1 protein-coding gene is annotated in these 380 nt (G+C 37.4%); it reads left to right on the top strand.

What is annotated here, in order from left to right; genetic code table 11:
- The coding region (locus B4033_RS00395) for a cold-shock protein (protein ID WP_286831063.1) at positions 1-126 on the top strand (126 nt) is incomplete at its 5' end.
- Positions 127-380: the final 254 nt, after the last annotated feature.

Genomic DNA, 380 nt, shown 5'->3' on the forward strand with positions numbered 1-380 from the left:
GTTTTTGCTCATTTCAAAGAAATCAGCAGTTCTGGTTTCAAAACTTTGTTTGAAGGTCAACGCGTTTCTTTTAGCGTGGTTGATGGTCAAAAAGGTCCAAACGCGATCAATATCGTTGCGCTATAATTTAGCCCAGCAATAAGAAAAAGCACCTTCAGGTGCTTTTTTTAGCTCTGAAGATTCATAATTTTGATGAAAGGTTTTCTGCTCCTCTATTTAGCTCATTAACAATGAATTTTTAAGAATCATGTTTCTGAATCACTGCTGCTCAGTGGGACTTTATAAAAGATAAAAATGAAAAACCCCTAGCATCCTGCCAGGGGCTTTCCGTATGGGTTCGTTTGGTATAACTCCTGTCATACCTTACTTTCCTTGTATTT

The sequence above is a fragment of the Acinetobacter sp. UBA3132 genome (genome assembly GCF_002364825.1).
Lineage (GTDB): Bacteria > Pseudomonadota > Gammaproteobacteria > Pseudomonadales > Moraxellaceae > Acinetobacter > Acinetobacter schindleri.